Annotated in this window: 17 protein-coding genes; 9 read left to right on the top strand and 8 right to left on the bottom strand. The window is 36.5% G+C overall.

Translation table 11 applies throughout. The annotated features are described in order from the left end of the window. Positions 1-100: 100 nt before the first annotated feature. Positions 101-535 carry a heme-binding domain-containing protein gene (locus tag ACZ48W_RS05115; protein ID WP_464830283.1) on the top strand — a complete coding sequence of 145 codons (435 nt, stop codon included), beginning with the start codon at positions 101-103 and terminating at the stop codon, positions 533-535. 21 nt (positions 536-556) lie between these two features. Here ACZ48W_RS05115 and ACZ48W_RS05110 read toward each other — a convergent pair whose 3' ends face one another. The 7 genes from ACZ48W_RS05110 to ACZ48W_RS05080 form a co-directional block, all read right to left on the bottom strand. Next, entirely contained in the window at positions 557-847 is a 291-nt protein-coding gene (locus ACZ48W_RS05110) for a DUF1104 domain-containing protein (protein WP_464830282.1), read from the bottom strand. Positions 848-1007: 160 nt separating this feature from the next. Further along, positions 1008-1520, bottom strand: a complete 513-nt coding sequence (locus ACZ48W_RS05105; protein ID WP_464830280.1) for a DUF1104 domain-containing protein — start codon at positions 1518-1520, stop codon at positions 1008-1010. Positions 1521-1735: 215 nt separating this feature from the next. Beyond that, complete coding sequence (locus ACZ48W_RS05100; RefSeq protein ID WP_464830279.1) at positions 1736-2899, bottom strand: DUF2202 domain-containing protein; 1164 nt, start codon at positions 2897-2899, stop codon at positions 1736-1738. Positions 2900-2949: 50 nt separating this feature from the next. Beyond that, on the bottom strand, positions 2950-3966 hold the full coding sequence (locus tag ACZ48W_RS05095) for a sensor histidine kinase (protein WP_464830277.1): 1017 nt from the start codon (positions 3964-3966) through the stop codon (positions 2950-2952). 10 nt (positions 3967-3976) lie between these two features. Then, positions 3977-4606, bottom strand: coding sequence for a response regulator transcription factor (locus tag ACZ48W_RS05090; RefSeq protein ID WP_464830276.1), 630 nt, complete (start codon positions 4604-4606; stop codon positions 3977-3979). After that, on the bottom strand, positions 4599-5366 hold the full coding sequence (locus ACZ48W_RS05085) for a hypothetical protein (RefSeq protein WP_464830275.1): 768 nt from the start codon (positions 5364-5366) through the stop codon (positions 4599-4601). The genes ACZ48W_RS05090 and ACZ48W_RS05085 overlap by 8 nt, the downstream gene beginning before the upstream one ends. Positions 5367-5389: 23 nt before the next feature. After that, entirely contained in the window at positions 5390-5758 is a 369-nt protein-coding gene (locus tag ACZ48W_RS05080; RefSeq protein ID WP_464830273.1) for a hypothetical protein, read from the bottom strand. Positions 5759-5972: 214 nt separating this feature from the next. Here ACZ48W_RS05080 and ACZ48W_RS05075 point away from each other — a divergent pair, with 214 nt between their 5' ends. From ACZ48W_RS05075 to nosZ, 3 genes are all read left to right on the top strand, one after another. Beyond that, positions 5973-6713: an energy transducer TonB gene (locus ACZ48W_RS05075; RefSeq protein ID WP_464830272.1), complete on the top strand. Its 741-nt coding sequence runs from the start codon at positions 5973-5975 to the stop codon at positions 6711-6713. 60 nt (positions 6714-6773) lie between these two features. After that, the gene (locus ACZ48W_RS05070) at positions 6774-8837 is read left to right on the top strand and encodes a TonB-dependent receptor (RefSeq protein ID WP_464830271.1); all 2064 of its coding nucleotides are present in this window, start codon (positions 6774-6776) and stop codon (positions 8835-8837) included. Between the two features lie 256 nt (positions 8838-9093). Further along, positions 9094-11697: a Sec-dependent nitrous-oxide reductase gene (nosZ, locus tag ACZ48W_RS05065; RefSeq protein WP_464830270.1), complete on the top strand. Its 2604-nt coding sequence runs from the start codon at positions 9094-9096 to the stop codon at positions 11695-11697. Positions 11698-12070: 373 nt separating this feature from the next. On the opposite strand, the gene ACZ48W_RS05060 is transcribed toward nosZ, so the two are convergent. Next, complete coding sequence (locus ACZ48W_RS05060) at positions 12071-13321, bottom strand: IS110 family RNA-guided transposase (protein WP_464827685.1); 1251 nt, start codon at positions 13319-13321, stop codon at positions 12071-12073. A 218-nt stretch (positions 13322-13539) separates the two neighbouring features. On the opposite strand from ACZ48W_RS05060, the gene ACZ48W_RS05055 reads away from it, so the two are divergent. Genes ACZ48W_RS05055 through ACZ48W_RS05035 form a run of 5 tightly spaced genes read left to right on the top strand, consistent with a single transcriptional unit; the run spans position 13540 to position 17460 of the window. Then, entirely contained in the window at positions 13540-14322 is a 783-nt protein-coding gene (locus ACZ48W_RS05055; protein ID WP_464830269.1) for a cytochrome C, read from the top strand. Position 14323: 1 nt separating this feature from the next. Continuing rightward, a complete protein-coding gene (locus ACZ48W_RS05050; RefSeq protein WP_464830268.1) occupies positions 14324-15547 on the top strand; it encodes a nitrous oxide reductase family maturation protein NosD in 1224 nt (407 codons plus the stop codon). After that, complete coding sequence (locus ACZ48W_RS05045) at positions 15547-16371, top strand: 4Fe-4S dicluster domain-containing protein (protein ID WP_464830267.1); 825 nt, start codon at positions 15547-15549, stop codon at positions 16369-16371. The genes ACZ48W_RS05050 and ACZ48W_RS05045 overlap by 1 nt, the downstream gene beginning before the upstream one ends. Beyond that, positions 16364-16933 (top strand): c-type cytochrome, encoded by a 570-nt coding sequence (locus ACZ48W_RS05040; protein WP_464830265.1) that lies wholly within the window; start codon positions 16364-16366, stop codon positions 16931-16933. The genes ACZ48W_RS05045 and ACZ48W_RS05040 overlap by 8 nt, the downstream gene beginning before the upstream one ends. Further along, on the top strand, positions 16933-17460 hold the full coding sequence (locus ACZ48W_RS05035; RefSeq protein ID WP_464830264.1) for a c-type cytochrome: 528 nt from the start codon (positions 16933-16935) through the stop codon (positions 17458-17460). Before ACZ48W_RS05040 ends, ACZ48W_RS05035 begins: the two co-directional genes overlap by 1 nt. The last annotated feature ends 13 nt before the right edge of the window (positions 17461-17473 follow it).

Below are 17473 nucleotides of genomic sequence, written 5' to 3'. Positions count from 1 at the left end.
AGTATACCATACACTTTGGGAGTCAAAATGACTCCTTTTCGCCAAGAGTGAAGCTTTAGTGAGTGAATATGATATGAGAATTAATTAGCAGGAGAGAAAGATGAAAAAGTTTTTATTTGGTGTTGTGGTTCTTTTTGTACTTATACAATTTATACCATATGGTAAAGATTATACCAATCCGCCTGTGGTTGCAGAGCCTAAATGGGATACAAAAGAGACAAAGAAACTTTTCAATCGGGCATGTGCTGATTGTCATTCTTATGAAACAAAATGGCCATGGTATAGCAATATAGCACCGATATCCTGGTCTCTGTTTCATCATGTGAAAGAGGGGAGAGAACACTTTAATGTTTCTGCCTGGGGACATCAAAAGAAAAATGAAGGTAAAGATGCAGCTGAAGAAGTAGAAGAGGGTGAAATGCCTTTAACCTCTTATCTTTTAGCTCATCCTGAAGCAAGATTATCTGATGTAGAAAAAGAAATTTTGATACAAGGGTTGAAAAACACTTTTGGCGAGGAGAAAGAGGGAGACTAATCCCTCATAATGGCAGGTAGATTATCTTTTACCGCCACCTCTGTGCATCATACCGCCACCGGAACCATCCCTAAGCCTTTGCATTGACCCTTGGCCCTGATCTGAATTGTTTCTTCTTTCTGCTGAATATGCTTGTCTCTCTTCAGGTGTCATTGCCTGGAGTCGGCTTTGCATCTCTGCTCTAAAAGCATCTCTCTCTTCTGTTGAGACTGTCCCTCTCATAGCATTAAGTTCTTCCATTGTCATTTGAGAAAAGTCTGTTGCCAGTAAGCCAACCGTCAATAAACCTGCTGCTAAAATGAATTTTTTCATAGTCTGTCCTTTGAATCTTTTTTAAGAAGTCATACTTCCTAGACAGTTAAATTATAGAACAGCATTGTTACTTGGATGTTACTAAAAAAAGAGAAATAGCGTAGAAGAAGCGTAAGAGTTTTAAGTCATTTAGCTCAAAACTCTTACTGAAATGTTAAGTCTAGTTCATCATGCCTTTACCCATACCTTTTCCACCCTGACGCATTTTTTGCATCTGGTTGATTTGATGGGTATTGAACTCAGTGTGTGTAACGATGCCGTCTTTATTGGTATCGATACTCTCAAATGTAGGTGCATTCCCCGTATTTTTCATCATTTTGCCTTCGTTGGCTTTTTGTGTCATGTGTTTGGCTTGAGCATCATAAAATTCTGTTTGTGTGATTTTCCCGTCATTGTTAAGATCAAAGGTTGCAAAAGTAGGTCTATCCTGCATACCTTTACCCATGCCTCTCACTTTTCCCATCCCTTGTCCCTTGCCACGACTTTGCATGAATTGTTGACGCTCTGCAGGGGTCATCGTTTGCATTCTTTTTTGCATCTCTGCTCTAAATACCGGTCGTTCACTGACTGAAATGGTACCTCTCATGCCCATTAACTCTTCTGTACTCATTTGACTGAAATCTACAGCCCAGGTAGCCGAAGCAAATAGTGCTAACATAATAACTTTTTTCATTTTCTATCCTTTTGAGTGAAATCCTCGCTGTTTAAAAGAAAGGATATCTTTATTGTAATCCTAGAGTGTGAACCAAAAGTGAATCCTATTATAGAGAATTTAGATATATGCAAGAGCAGGAGAGAGTGGAGAGTGATTTGAATGATCCCCTCCTGGTTTAATTCAGGATGGGATAATCGGAATACATGGAAGTAAATGACTCTCCGTAAGGGTATTTACCAGTTCATATGATTGTTTTGTGGGTATTCATTATGACAATAGTCCACACCATCAATCGTACCTAAAGCACAGCATCCTTCAGTTACACCTATGTTTTGAAGCCCTCTGTTGAATGCCCAATAGTGATTGTAACTTCCATCACGCAGATGGCTGAATACAGCAACAAGATCAGAAGCATTCACCTCTTCGGCAATGGCAATTTCTTCATTGAGATCATTGATATCAGTCACTTCTACCATACATCCTACCTCAAGAGCGTCCTGTTGGGATTGGCTTCCTTTACTGTATAGGGCATCATAGAGGTCCTGTATAGCCTGAATACCGAATTCACCCGCTTCAAATGCTCTTAACTCCTCTTCAGAATAATTTTCTGAGTAGTCTACCAGATTAGTGATATTGAGATCATATCTTTGCACCAACTCCTCTACCAATGCCTGATGTTTTGTTTCAGACCGTGTTGCAATGGTTTCAAGCTGATGGGTAGGATAGAGACTATTAAGTGCAAGGTAAATATCTTTTGCCAGTTTCTCTTCATTCCACATAAAGGCGATCGTATATTTCTGTGCATCTGTCAAGTTGGACTCCGGATAGAGTGAAAGGTCAAAAACATTTCCTTCATTCAGTACGATCTCCTGCAGGGTTTCTCTTAAATGTTCCTGTGCCTCAGTTTGTGTACGGACACGTATAGCAGCACGATGGGCATACTCATCAAGATTTGGCGCAGTAAAATTCTCATCTTCCAAAAGTGTTCTTTTTGCCTCTTCTGAGATTTGAATACCGTTTGTTAAATTGGAATCTTCATCCAATGATTGAAGTAATTGTGCCATGGCTGTTACTTCTTCATTTTCAATCTGATCTCTAGCTACACCTACAATATCTTGAGGAAAAACATATCCATCTGCCGGCAATGCAGAAATATCTCCAAGTACTAAATGATTAAGTCTAAATCGAACTTGATTCATGTTTTTACATGTAAATGCACCATCAATGCCTGTTGTTTTATTGTAATCACCATCTGTAATACAGTCATAATCAATATTTGCTACAGCTGAATCGACTAAATAACCTGTTGTTGAGACAACAGTATCACTGCTACCCCCTCCACATCCCACTAAAAGCAATGCAGTTAGTGTTGACCCGATAAGATATTTTCTGATCATTTTTTTCCTTTTGTCTATCAAATTATAAACAAAAGTATAAAAAATATTTGTTACTTCAATGTTACCTTCTCAAGGTACAGGTGTATGGTGACAATATTATCTTTTACTTCCAGTTTTTTTTCAATATTAAGCTGCAAACATAATTGTTCTACAATATGCAATCCGATTCCCAGGCCTCTGTCGCTCTCTTTGTAAAAACGTCTGAATATTTTTGAAGGATTTTTGATACCATAGCTGCTGTTGGAGACAGAGATAGTGTTTTTGTCTGTTTTTATTTTAATGAAGCCTTCTGAAGTATTATATTTGCATGCATTGCTGAACAGATTATAGATGATCCGTGCAAGAGCATTTTTATCACTTTTTATAATGCTATCCTGTATGTCTATCTCCCAATCAAGATAGTGATACATCGGAGCAAAAAAAGCAATCTGTTCGTTTATCATTTTTTCAAGATGAAATTTTTCTTTTTCAAAAGCTATCTCTTTGAGATAAGCATCAAGATTATGATGTAGCATAGAGATGGTTTTTGCACTGTTAGTGATACTTTCCACCTCTTCATTTTTAGCATCCATCATTTTGAGATTGATAAGGATGGAAGTAAGAGGAGTATTGAGGTCATGGATGATATCTTTGATAAAAACTTCTAAAAGCTGTAAAGACTGACGTAAAGGGCTGAGTACATAGAAAGAGAACAAAAGTGAGATCAGGACAGCGATAAAAGAGAGGAAAAGAAATTGCCAAAGTATGGAGAGCTTAATGGTATATAAAAGTGCTTTATACTTTTTCTTGGGATAAAAAACTTTGAGAAGGTCATCTTTCTCCGTAGGGAAAGGGATTAGGATAAAGAGTGAATCCTTATCAAAATATAATTCATAAAATTTACTTTTTTGATCTCGTTGAACAACATCGATATCAAAGCGGTCATCATCAAAAAAGAGACTGTAATTCTTCATTTCCAAAAAAAGGTTTTCTCTTGTATGTTCTTCTTCTATTTTATAGTAATGATAGAAAATAAAGATCAGGAAGATCTCAATTACAAGAAAGAACAGGATAAAACTTTTGAGCAAAGACTCTTTTTCAGATAATTTTATAACCGACTCCTCTTACATTCTTGATTTGAATATCAAGGTTTTTCTTGAGTTTTGCAATATTGACCCTCAGTGCGAGATCAGAAGGTTTTTCAAGCAGTAGTATGAGTTCATCTTTTGTAACCGGATCAGGGTAGTTTCTGACCAATGTCGTAAAAATGTTTTTTTGTACCTCGCCCAAATGTATAGGGGCTCCCTGATGAAAAATCTCTTCTTTTCTGATGTCAATCTCAAAATCTTTAAATTTAAGAAGTTCCTTTAATGTACTGGTTTTGGCTTTGATCCTTACAATAAGTTCATCCGGATCAAAAGGTTTCTTTATATAATCGTCTGCTCCGGCAATGAACCCTCTGGTCACGGAACCAATATCTATAAGTGCACTGATAATAATAGCTGGAGTAAAATCTTCTGCTTCTCTGAGGGCTGCAAGCAGGTCAATACCATTCATTAAAGGTACATTGATATCAAAAAGATAAAGGCTATAGGTGTTTTCATAGCTGAGATCCATTGCCTCTTCACCATGTTTTGCCCAATCCACTTCATAACCATGATGTGTAAGATACTTTATCAGTGTTTTTGAAAGGGCAGGATCATCTTCAAGAAGAAGTAATTTATTCAAAATATACTCCTATATTCAAAGATATCGTATGATCATAAGAGAGATCATCCAATGTATAGGCATAGTTACAGGTAATAAAAAAATCTTTAGATAGAGTATAAGAGTTGAACCATGAGATAGCCTTATATGCTTCATCCTCCGGATGAAGAGAACCAGCATAGTTGTAGGAGATCGCACTATACCATTTATCACTCAATGCATAACCGCTTCCTACGGAATAGGTATAAAAGTCATTATAGTCAGTTGTATCACTGTCACCACTGAATGTATAATTGTAATAAAGAAAAATATTTTGTTTTTTATTGATAAAATAGTCAAAGTTAACGGAAGCGAAATAGTCATTGTCTCTGCTGGCGGCTTCATTATCCATCAAAGCAAATTTTGTTCCAACTGATATCTTAGTATTTAAAGAGTTGTATTGAAAGAGCTGTCCTATGGTAAGATAAAGATCATTTTCTTGGTCTGCTATCGTGTTGAGGTTGGTTGTATTATAGTTTGAACTTGAAAGTGAAAAATCCCAATGAAGATAATGATAATTTATATATAGATCTAATGTATCTGATCTGTCTGGTAGTGTATTGAATCTAATAGTACTTCCTATTTGCAGCGTGAGTTTTCCTAAAAATATTTTATCATAGGAACATCCTCTTTCATCTACAATAGTATCGAAAGGAGTATTTGGGCAGAGGTCTTTGCTGTCGTCTACACCATCAATATCATGATCTTCATATGCCAAAAGGGTTGATGAGAGCAATAACACAGATAGAATTATTTTTATAAAATTCACTTGTGTCCTCCATGTTGCCCATTTCTGACAGGAGTATTGTTTATGGGGCCAAAAGGTTGTTGATTTAGGATATGAGTTTGAGAATCATTTTGCATGTTGGATTTATTATCAGACCCTTGTAATGACGAGCTATTGGCAGTAAAAGATTTTTGTAAATCCAGCATAATCTGTTTTCTCGTCTCTTTATTCATCTTTCTAAGTTCTATTTTCAGTTTATTCATAGCAACTCTTCTGTCATTTGAAGAACTATTTTTAATTTGTTTAATTAATGTTTGTATAGATTGTGTTTGATCTGTTTTTTCTTTGGCATCAATTTGTACAATAAGTAAAAAAAAAGATAATATTAAAATAATAAATTTATGCATGACAACTCCTGACTTTTATGATTGTATAGTAATTTTGTTAATACAATGTTACCAAACAGTTTAATGTATTTTTTAATAAAATAGGTTTAGAAAATATATTCTTTGGAGAAGATGAAGAGTAAAAAAAGATAAGTCTTGATTTAAATTAATATTTGTTTAACATATCTTTGCTACACTTCAATATCCTTATAAAATCAACTATTAAAGGGATATTTTGGTAAAATATCGGTATCTGGTATCCTTCTTCACTACAACACTTTTTTATCTTTCGTTGGCTGTGGCTTATTTTTATGTACAAACCCAGTATCTTATCACAGACCAAAAACCGCAAGACACAACCATACACCTCTGCCTCGCTTCTTTTGTTCCGGAAGTTGTACCTCCTGTAGAGAAACCCGAAGAGATAGAGCAAGAAGAACCTGTCATCGAAGAAAAGGCTGTCATAGAACCGGAGCCGGAACCTGTAGTTGAAGAAAAACCGGTTCCGGAAGAGATCATCCCTGAAGCCATAAAACCTAAGATCATCTCTAAACCGGTGGTTAAAAAAATTCAGAAAAAACTGTTGGTGAAAAAGAAAATATCTAAGAAAAAAAAGCTTAAAAAGAGAGTAAGAAAAAAAGCGTCAGCAAAAACAACAAAAGGTCTTAAAAGAACAGGGGCATCAAAAAACAATACAGCTAAAAAAAATCAATTCCTTACAAAAGTGAGACAAAAAATCAATCGACATAAAAATTATCCTAAAATAGCAAAAAGAAGAGGGATGCAGGGGATTGTCAAGGTAAAATTTACCATACTTGCCAATGGCAATGTGGGACATATTTCTGTAAGTGGACCAAAGGTGTTTCATAATTCAGCACGACATGCAGTTAAAAGCGCTTTTCCTGTGAGTACAAGAAATGTACCTATTGTACTCCCTCAAAGTGTAAATATCACACTTCATTACAAACTTCGATAAGTTTAACACATAATTAACATAAGCATGTAATAATAGCCAAAATAATTTGGAGGAGTTACAATGACAAGGATGAAAAAAGCAATCTACCTCTCTTTGGTATGCTCGTTATCACTGCAGGCAGCACAAGTAGAGTTAGGGACCATAGATGTGGAAGCAAAAGCAGATACGGAGGTCATCAAAGATGTGCATGGGGAAGATATCAAGTCAGCAGACCTGGCAGAAGCACTTTTTAAGCAGTCACCAAGTATCTCAATGGTTAGAAGAAGCGGTATTGCCAATGATGTGATCGTAAGAGGACAGAAGAAAGACAATGTCAATGTGACGATGGACGGAGTTAAAGTATTCGGTGCCTGTCCAAACAGAATGGATCCACCGGTTTCTCATGTCCTGACGAATAATATTGATTATATTGAGATCAATGAAGGTCCTTATAATGTAGAAGATTTCGGGGTATTGAGTGCGGATGTCAAAATACATACTATTAAGCCGGCCAAAGAGTTTGAAGGAGATATCAATCTGGGTTTTGGAAGCTGGGGGTATCAAAAGGGTGCATTCTCATTGAGTGGAGGTACGGATAATGTAAGATTCCTGCTGAGTGGTTCAGTCGAAACTAGTGAACAATATAAAGATGGTGACGGTAATGATTTTGTCGATCAGATTCAACGTGAGATTGATGATGGAAAGGTCTCTCCTCTCTTTCAATATCAAGACAGATATAAGGATATGGATGCCTATACTAAAAAGACGGTCATGGCAAAACTCTTTTGGGATATTACAGATAATCAGGAGCTAAGACTAAGCTATACGGGAAATAGAAGTGATGATATTCTTTATCCCTCTTCCAAGATGGATGCACTTTATGATGATTCTGATATTTTTAATATAGAGTATATAGCTAAAGATCTTGGAAAATATTCGAAAGAGCTTGGTGTTCAGCTTTATCAGTCAACAGTTGAGCATCCTATGTCAACTGTCTATAGACTTGTTTCTGACAGTAATCTTAGTGATGGTATTAGTGATTCCAATAATGAATTGACACATAAGTTGAATACCAAGATGCAGGGGGCCAAGATCAAAAATAGTTTTGATGTTGATAATCATACGATCACAGCCGGAGTGGATTACAGCTTGCGAAATTGGGATGGAGGCTATTATAAAAATGGAGTTGCTTTACCTGAGGCATACTTCCATAGTATATATGATGTAGATACTAAGAATGTTGCATTCTTTTTAAAAGATAAGATCAAGGTGGATAAGTTTGTCTTGGATCTAGGTTTAAGATATGATGATACAAAAATCACTTCTGAGAATGCTGCACAGCAAGATAATAATTATAATGAACTAAACGGATATCTATTTGCTACATACCATGTAGACAAGGATACAAAATATTTTGCAGGTATAGGTAAATCATCAAGAGTGCCTGATGCTAAAGAGCTGTATTGGATAGGAAGTGCGGGTAACTCTATTGGTACCCCTGATCTAGAAGATACTATAAACTATGAGTTTGATATCGGTATGGAGAAGAAATTTGAAGATGCAACATTCAAAGTGAAAGCATTTTACTCAAAACTTGATAATTTCATTGCATATAATGCTAGTAATGTTAATGCAATGGGTGCAGCAGAAAATGCTTATGAGAACGTAGATGCAACTATCTATGGATTTGAATTCAGCGGAACCTATATTGCAACAAGTTCACTCTATTTTGATTATGGGTTGTCATACCAAAGAGGGGAAAAAGACAATCCTTTAACTGGACAAACAGGAACGGATATGCCTGAGATCCCACCATTTAAAGTTAATGCTGCTGCAAACTATGATTATGATGAGAGCTTAACACTGAGAGCTGAATTAATTGCTTCTGACAGTTGGACAGATATTGATTGGGAAAATGGTGAGCAGGAATTGGATGCATATGCTGTACTTAATATTAAAGGAATAAAGAACTTTGGCAAGAATTTTGAATTGACTTTAGGTGTAGATAATGTGTTTGATAAGACATATGCGATATCTAATACCTATAAAGATTTGATTTTGCTTCCAACTATAGGTAGCAATGAAGTTATGCTCATGAATGAGCCGGGACGATATGTTTATACGAATATAAGATATAAATTTTAGTTTATATAACACTTCCTCTTACGGAAGTGTTCCTCCACATCAATATGTTGTAAAAATTCCGATATCCTCTCCTAAAATACATAGAAGTGTTAAATTAGTGTTAAATTCTTGATGTAAGTCAATTATATTTATTATTTTATTTAGTTATAATGAAGAGTGTTTGATAATAATGATAAGAATAGCTTATTATTGGACAATGGCGTTAGTTTAGAATACTCTGAACTTATTTTTATAATTGTAATTTTGAGGAGGAAAAATGAATTACAGACTTAGTAAATTCACATCTCTTTTTCTTGGTTCTGTATTGAGTGTTACAACACTATTCAGTGCAGGTGCCCTAGATGATGTGATGAAAGAGAGAGGTTTGACACAATCAGACCTGTTAGCAGCGGCTAAAACATACACACCAAGCGGTGGACGTGATAAATATTTGGTATTCAGTTCAGGCGGACAATCCGGCCAGATGATGGTATATGGGGTTCCGTCAATGAGAATTCTTAAATATATTGCTGTATTTACGCCGGAACCTTGGCAAGGATGGGGTTATGATGATGATACTAAAAAAATACTTGCGCAGGGTAACATCCGTGGTAAAGAGATAACATGGGGTGATACACACCACCCGGCTATTTCTGAAATTGATGGTAAGTATGACGGTAAATGGTTGGTGATCAATGATAAAGCCAATCCAAGAATAGCCGTAATAGATTTAGATGATATGGTTACAAAACAGATCGTTGTTAACCCTGTATTTAAAAGTGATCATGGTGGAGCATTTTTTACACCGAACTCCGAGTATATTTTGGAAGCATGTCAATATGCGGCTCCATTAGATAACAATTATCATCCAATGGAAGAATATGCAGAAACATACCGTGGTGGTGTAACTATCTGGAAATTTAATCATAAAGAAGGAAAGATTGAACCTAAAAACTCTTTTACGCTCGAGCTCCCTCCTTATATGCAGGATTTATCTGATGCGGGTAAAGGAGTAAGTGACGGTTGGGGATTTACCAACTCATTTAACTCTGAAATGTATACGGGTGGTATCGAAAAAGGTCTTCCTCCTTTTGAGGCAGGTTGTTCAAGAAACGATACAGACTTTTTACAAGTATATAATTGGAAAAAACTTGCAAAACTTGCAGAAGATCCAAAAAATGTAAAAGTCATTAATGGTCATAGAGTAGTGCCTATTGATGTGGCAGTTAAAAATGATGCTCTTTTCCTAATTCCTGAGCCAAAATCTCCACACGGTGTAGATGTGTCACCAGATGGTAAACACATTGTTGTTTGTGGTAAATTGGATACTCATGCAAGTGTATATAGCTGGGAAAAAATCCAAAAAGCCATTGCAAACAAAGATTTTGCAGGAAAAGATCCTTTCGGTATTCCTATCATTGATATGAAAAAAGCTTTACATTGTCAAGCTGAGTTGGGTCTCGGGCCATTGCATAATCAAATGGGAACAAAATGGAAAACAGAAGGTGAAATCTATACTTCATTGTATGTTGACAGTCAAGTTGTAAAATGGAATTTCCTTACATGTAAAGTAGAAGACAGACAAAATGTAAACTATAACATTGGTCACCTTTGCGGTATGGAAGGAAAATCTGCTGATCCTCAGGGAGAGTATATTATTGCACTTAACAAGTTAGCAATTGATAGATTTAATGAGATTGGACCACTACATCCACAAAATCACCAACTTATTGATATTCGCGGTAAAAAGATGCAACTTCTTTATGATATGCCGATTCCTCTAGGTGAACCTCACCAAGCAGTTGCGATCCGTGCAAGTAAAATGGAGCATGAAGTAAGATACAAAATGGGTACAAATCCATTTACCGGTAAGATCCATGAAGGGAAAACACTTGCAGGTCAAGAGAAGATCGTAAGAAAAGGCAATCATGTGTATATTTACGGAACAATGGTCAGATCCCATATTAATCCTGAACATGTAACAGTAAATAAAGGTGATACAGTAACATTCTACTTGACCAATCTTGAAAGAGCTGAAGATGAAACACACGGATTTACAGTGGATCAATACAATGTTCATGCATCACTTGAACCTGGAAAAACTGTTGCACTTACATTCAAAGCTGATCTTGAAGGAGTATTCCCTTATTACTGTACAGAATTCTGTTCAGCACTTCACTTGGAAATGATGGGTTACCTTATGGTCAAAGATCCAAACAAGAAATATACAAAAGCTGCGAAACTTAAAATAGCAAAAATGAGTCCTGAACAATTGAAAAAAGAGTATGATCAAACTGTAGCAGTGAATGATGCAACAGACAAAGTTATTCAAAGTGTAGTGAAGTTCCTTAAAGAAAATCATTATGAGAAGTATCCAACAATTAAAGCATTGGTTGTTGATGCACTTGATCAATATGGCAAGATTGCTGAAGAGAAAAAGAAATCTGACGAAGCAGTTAAAGCCGGTAATCTGGATAAAGCCATTCTCTTTGAAAATATGATCTGGCAATATATGGTAAAAACTGCTGATGTAGGTATTCGTGCCAAAGATCTTTTGGTTAAAAAAGTAGCAAAACCTATGAATGAAGCAGCTAAACGTGGTGAAGAAGCATATCTTGAAGGTGGATGTAACGGTTGTCACGTCATCGGAAAAGTAAGTTCCGGGCCAGACTTGACAGGTGTACTCCAAAGACATGAAAATGCTGAAAAATGGGTAGCAGAGTGGATCATGCATCCTGAAACAATGTATGATAATGACTATATCAAATCTATGGTCAATTACTTTAACCTTCGTATGCCTAACCAGGGTATGACAGAAGCACAAACTAAAGATATTATTGAATATCTAAAATGGATTGATGAGAATTCAAACCTCTTCTAGAAACTACAGTGTGCAAGGGAGTTCAGCTTCCCTTGTACCTTTCATAATATAATTTACACTTATCTATAAGAAATATAATTTTACTTGATGTTTATCAAGTAAGTATTTAGTGTTTTGATGTAGAATAAATACTATGTATAGGTATCTCAAAAAATTTATTTTATAAGAGTTTTTTGAGATATCTAAATTAAGAAACCATCCTATAAAGAATAGCTTAAACCAATAGCTGTTTTTTATAGACAGAGGTATCCTGTTGGATTATTTGAGTATTTGAAAAGAATATTCAAATGATCAAATAGATACTAAAACAATATTTGGTCAATGTTCATTAAAAACTCATTGTTTTCACAAGTGCTAAAACTAACGGGAATATTTACCTGTTGGGGATAAATACTCTATGGGCTTGATAAGGTTCATTGTGTTTGACTATGGAATACATGATCGCTGCTATTTTCTTGGAGATAATGATTAAAGCTTCTTTCTTGGATTTACCCGAAGAGACTTTGTCTCGAAAGATCTTGTTTAGCTGAGGATTGTGCAATACAGATCCTACTGCAGCCATATAAAGTGCATGTTTGGCAATAGGTATGCCTCTTTTTGCAAGCCTGCCTATAGAATTGGAGTTGCCAGATTGATACTGTGTAGGATAAAGACCAAGATAGCCAATAAAAGCTTTGGCTGAATCAAATCGCCTGAGATCTCCACATTCTCCTAATATGGCAGAAATGGTTTTATCTGAGATACCGGGTATACTTTGGAGATTTTCAATAGAATTGTCAATTGTATTTATTTCTTCGGTAATAAGTTGTTTGATTTGTTCTTCAATATGCTTCTTTTCTTGACATAAAAGCTCTAATATCCTAATATTAGTAGTGATCATTAGAGATCTGGCTTCATAGGCACGACCAGCATATACTGAAGTATTGGCAAGATCGATCAGGAACTTGGCTTTATCTTCAGAGAAGTTGTTACCTTTGATATGACGGAATAGACGAGTCAGCTTCTTTGGCGTAGCTTTTTGCATATCTATTGCAGTAGGGTAGACTTTGATGATCGCAAGTGCTGTCTTGGTAAAGATATTTGGAAATACTCTGCCAATCTCAGGATTGACAGTCGCCATTACAGTAGAGATTTCCCTCTTGATGGTTTTTATCTTCTTCTCCAGTGAACGTTTGGTTCTGCCTAATACCTTGACTGAATGATAGGCATCATTGGAGATATGACTCTCTTTGTATTTACCGGTAGATAAAAGTTCCGCAATGACATAGGCATCAATCGCATCATTCTTTACTTTTCGTATGGTACGGAAATCACGAAACTTGGCAGTCTGATAAGCGTTTAGCAAAACGGCTTGGTAGTCATTGTCTGTAATATATTCATACAAATTCTCAGAAAAAGCTCCTGTTGATTCTATACCAATAATAAAATCATCATTGTCTAATGACAGGTTGGCAAACTGTTCAATCAGCCTTCTTAACCCAAGAATATCCGTATAGATCCAAAATGGTTTTACAGCAAATTCACCAGCATCATCCAGGATGCACACATAATGTTTTTTTTCAGCAACATCAATTCCAACATAATACATTTTAAACCCCTTGAGTGTTAGTTTTAAAGTTCTCATAGCTTCGTGTTATACAAGGTAGAAGTTCTTACACTCCTCCTTAGCATCCTATAGATGATTTTATAAAGCTAACACAAGACGTTTTATGTGCTGGTACCAAAGTCCAAAAAGGAAAAAAACTTGTTTACTGTTAGCTTTTGTGAAAACTATGAGTCTTTATTGAACTCAACCTTATTTTATCGATTTGGTTGATAAATAGATTATACGAAGGATTAAAAATGAGTTCATTGGCAAAGTCAAGGATATTTACACTTTTGGCACTGGGTATACTGCTCTACTGGTTTGTGATTCCTGCTGTATTGACACATAATGTTGTGGAGATGGGACGACAGGGGAAAGGAGGGCAACTCTCCGATCTGACGATCAAAGCCTGGGATTATTATCAGAAGGGGCAATATGTTTCACCGAATATTCCCAAAGAGGATGCAAACAATCTGCGTAAAATGATCGAAGATGATATGGAATTGAATGTGGTTACTGCACCGATATGGTATGTTTCTCTGGAAGCGCCTAACTATCCAAAAGATGCTTTTCCCGAAGGGATCCCTGTTTTTTATCACTTTGACGGATTTTCAGGGGATGTGCATGAAATGAATACGATCAACCACTACATCGGGATGGATCCGATGGAGAGAGGTGCTCCGTATCTTCGTATGCTGGCACCGTATGCCTTGATCTTTGTGGCATGGCTATTGGTCATGTTCCTGATCTATAATAATAAACTGTTGAATCTTTTGATGCTGGTTCCTATATCTCTTCCTCTGATCTTTATAGGATTCTATTCGTATTGGCTTTATTGGTTCGGACACCATATGCATGCCTGGGGAGCATTTAAGATCAAACCTTTTACCCCTACGGTTTTCGGGGATGGAAAGGTAGCTCAGTTTACGACACATTCTTATCCAAGCCTTGGTTTTTGGCTTTTAGTGGCGATCAGCATATTGAGTATCCTGGCTTTGGCGGCAAAACGAAAATATCAGAAAAGTGAAAAAGTAGCATAAAATGATACAAAAGATCATGGTCTCTGTTATTATCATATCTCATCTGTTATGGGCAGATAATGTACTGCAGGAGGCTATTGATAAAGCAAAACCAGGATCACGTCTGGAATTACCTGCAGGTATCTACCGTGGGAATATTGTGATTAATAAGCCGCTTATCATTGATGGAAGGGATCAAAAAGCGATCATTGAGGGTAACGGTAAAGGTACGGTAGTGACCATTCTGAGTTCAGGGGTCACTGTCAAAAATCTTACGATCAGGCACAGTGGAGAAGAGCATGAAAGAGTTGATGCCGGTATTGTTCTAAAAAAAGTAGAGCAATGCAGTGTAGAAAACTGTAAAATTGTTGACTGTTTGTTTGGTATAGATATGCTTCAAGTAAGCAGATCTGAGATCAACGGTAATTATATTGAATCAAAACCCTTTAATCTGGGTCTGCGGGGAGATGGTATTCGGTTATGGTATAGCAATGATAATCATCTAAGTAACAACCATCTCTATAAGTCAAGAGATTTTGTCGTATGGTATTCTCATGGAAATCTTATAGAAAAAAATATAGGAGAGTATGGAAGATACTCTTTACATTTTATGTATACCGGTAAGAATTTTGTAAAAGACAATGTCTATAAACATAATTCTGTGGGTATCTTTTTTATGTATTCGCGTGATAGTGTTGCAACAGGGAATTTGATACAGAATTCACTGGGAACTACAGGATTGGGTATCGGAATGAAAGATGCGACCAACTTTACGATAAAAGATAATACTATTATCTATTGTGCCAGAGGCTTGTATGTGGATAGATCACCGTTTGAACCGGATGAGACCAATTTGATCGAAGGAAACCGTATTATATACAATAGTGAGGGGATCCGTTTTCACTCTTTGAGTCTTCACAATAGATTCATAGATAATATTTTTAAAGGGAATATTGAAAATGTGGTCAATGATTCCTACAATACGAAAGTAACAGAAAATTATTTTGATGGGAATTACTGGGATGATTATGAAGGCTTTGACAAGGACGGCGACGGTATAGGTGATGGTACCTACAACTATTATGCCTATGCAGATAAAGTCTGGCTACTTAATCCAAATATCAAATTCTTTTATGGATCGCCTGTGATCTCGATATTGAATTTTTTAGCAAAACTGGCACCTTTTTCTGAGCCGGTACTGCTTTTAAGTGATGAACATCCTAAAATGTATGAAGGGCAAGTGTAATGGAAGAAAAAGAGCAAAAAATGACTTCAAAAGAAGAGCAAAAAAGAAGACAGTTCATGAAGCAGGCAGCAGGTCTGGGTGTTCTGGGTATTGCTGCGGCAGGCGGTATCTGGGCTGCAAAAAAGTTCAAGCCTGAAAAAGAAAGATTACGTCCACCGGGTGCAGTTGAAGAAGATCGCTATCTGACAATGTGTATCAAATGTGGTCAATGTCTGCAGGTATGCCCTTATGATTCTATCTTGTTAGAAGATTACGAAGGTAAAGCAGGTGTCGGAACGGCTTATATTGACCCACTGGCAAGAGGGTGTTATCTTTGTGAGGCTTTCCCTTGTGTATTGGCATGCCCTACAGGAGCATTGGATCATGAATCAAATGTGATAGAGAAAGTACATATGGGGATGGCTATTGTGGTTAATGAGAGTGCCTGTCTTGCACTGACCAATAAAAAAGTAACCAAAGAGATGATATCCAGAATATATGACCATACAAAAGTGATCTCTGAGCAGGAGAAAGCGAATGTAAAAGTGGAAATGTATGATAATGACTCAGAAAAAGTAATGTTACAAAAGAGACTTTTGAAAAAATTGAGTGAGCAAGAGGGGAAGAATTGCAGTATTTGTGCAGATCTTTGTCCTTTTACGCCGGATCCAAGTAAGGCAATAGGTATGGTCTCCAAAGAGGGTGGACTTTTCCCTGAAATTCGTGATGCCTGTGTCGGTTGTGGTGCCTGTGTAGAGCTCTGCCCTACCAAAGTATTGCAGATCCTTCCGCATGCTACGTATGCAGATGTATATCAAAAAAACAAAGGAACGGAAAATGCGTAGTATATTATGGATATTCCCACTGAGTATAACACTGTTTCTATTTAATGGCTGTAGTGAAAAGAAATCAAAAACTCAGACAGATGAAGCAAAAACTCCAGCGGGTATCGTTGTTACTGAAGGTGTTGTTGAAGAGTTGAAAAAGAGTGATAAGAGTAAGGAGAACAGTGGACAGTTCTACTATGCTTATAATAAAGAAAAAAAAGAGGGAAGTTATAACTCGGAAGCATCAAAAACAAGAACAGAATTGGATGCCTATAGAGATATCAGATCTCCTTATGAGAGAGTACAGATCACACTGATGATCAAGCAGCTCAGTCCTGATTATCGTCTTCTCTGTTCTGCCTGTCATGATGATTATGCCAATGGTGTTATCGGCCCGGCATTGCTGGATAAAAATGCATCATTTATTTTCAAGAATATAACGGCATTCAAAACAGGTGAAAAAAAGAATGCATTGATGAAAGAACTGGTTACGAGGATAGATGAAGAGAGACTTAAATCGATCGCAAAAGAGATCGAGAGATTTAACACACAAATTAAAGAAATGAGGAGCAAAAAATAATGAAACATATTATAGCTGCAGTTGCAACTGTATTGGCATTGGGAGCAATGTTCTTAGTCTATCAGTCAGACAAAGAGGTCAACAAGATTGAAGAGATCAGTAAAACAATTTCAAAAAGTCAGGTAAAAGTTAATTTGGGAACAAGACAATTTGTATCTCAACCATCTGTCACTGCTCAATCAGATGCAAGTATTGAGCAGGAACAGAAAAAGAAAAAGAAAGAACTTGATGAAAAACTTCAAGCACTTAAAAATAAAGCAGGGAATGTGGCTGCATTCAAAGTAAGCCCGCTCTATAAGCAAAAATGTTCATCTTGTCACGGGGTTAATGGTGAAGGTATTATCGGTCCTAAACTCATTGGTGACAATTCTGAAAAAGTCTATCAGGCGTTAACCGATTTCAAATCCGGTAAGAGAAAAAATTATGTTATGTATGGTCTACTGAGTAAAATGGATGATGGTCAGCTTAAAACACTCTCTGATGAGATTGGATCTTTTGAGCAGAAACTTAAAGAACAGCAACAATAATGCAGGCTGCTTT

The organism is Sulfurovum aggregans (assembly GCF_055385215.1).
Note: the sequence above shows the minus strand (reverse complement) of the source record. Positions and strands in the feature narration are given on the sequence as shown.